The 865-nt window shown below is 66.1% G+C and carries 1 pseudogene; it reads right to left on the reverse strand.

Going from position 1 to position 865, the window contains the following annotated elements:
• A pseudogene (locus QN222_RS30205) lies at positions 1-865 on the reverse strand (translocation/assembly module TamB); the annotation flags it as partial.

Here is an 865-nt window from a genome sequence, read left to right on the forward strand (position 1 = left end):
GGTGGCCGGCAGCGCGTTGATTTGCGCCGAAATGTCGAGTTGCTCGCCGGCGGTGCCCGCCACGACAATCGTGCCGTCCGACGCAAGGATGGTGAGGTCACCGAGGCGAACAATGCCGTTCTCGATCGCGATCGTCGTCGGCGCGGCAAGCTGCAGCGGGACCTTCCTTGGAGTTGCCGAGAAGGACGCCAGGCGGATTTCCGTGCGACCGGCATTGCTTACGAGATCGCCTGTCGCCGCGACCGGCGCGCCGTCATAGGCAGCGTCGATCGAGAAGCCGGTCCGTCCCGCCTGCTGCTCGAAGGCGAGATTGAGGCCCGAGAGGCGGTTTTCTCCCTGCCCGAGGCTTTCCGCACCGATGTTGCCCCGGATCGCCAGCCTGGCGATATCGGCGATGCTGATATCGGCGGTCGGTCTGGCAATCGTCAGCGCATTGCGGCTGATGCTGCCGCCGCTTGCCTTGAGGGCGATCGAGGTGACGCCGTTGACGGTGCGTACGGTGGCCGAACCGGCGAGATCGCCGGATGCGGTCTGGCCGGCCATCGCGGCCAGCAGGCCGAGGTCGGGCAGGTTGAAGTCGATCGTGCCGTCCGGCTTGAAGTCGGGCGTCAGATTGAGCGCGCCGGTCAGCCGGTTGTCGCCGATCGTCGCCTCCAGCATCGGGATCGACGTGCGGCCATTCTCGGAGACCACATCGGCCCTGGCATTGATCGCCTGGCCGCCGAGGCTTCCGGTTGCGGTCAGCTTGGCTTGGGGATTGTTCGGCGTCGCCGTCGCATCGGCATTGATTCTTAGATCTTGCAGCGTGCGGCCGGCCAGGGTTGCGCCGCTGGAGGTCATCTCTGCCTTCACACCGAGTTCGTTG

The organism is Sinorhizobium sp. 6-70 (assembly GCF_030124375.1).
Taxonomy (GTDB): Bacteria; Pseudomonadota; Alphaproteobacteria; order Rhizobiales; family Rhizobiaceae; genus Sinorhizobium.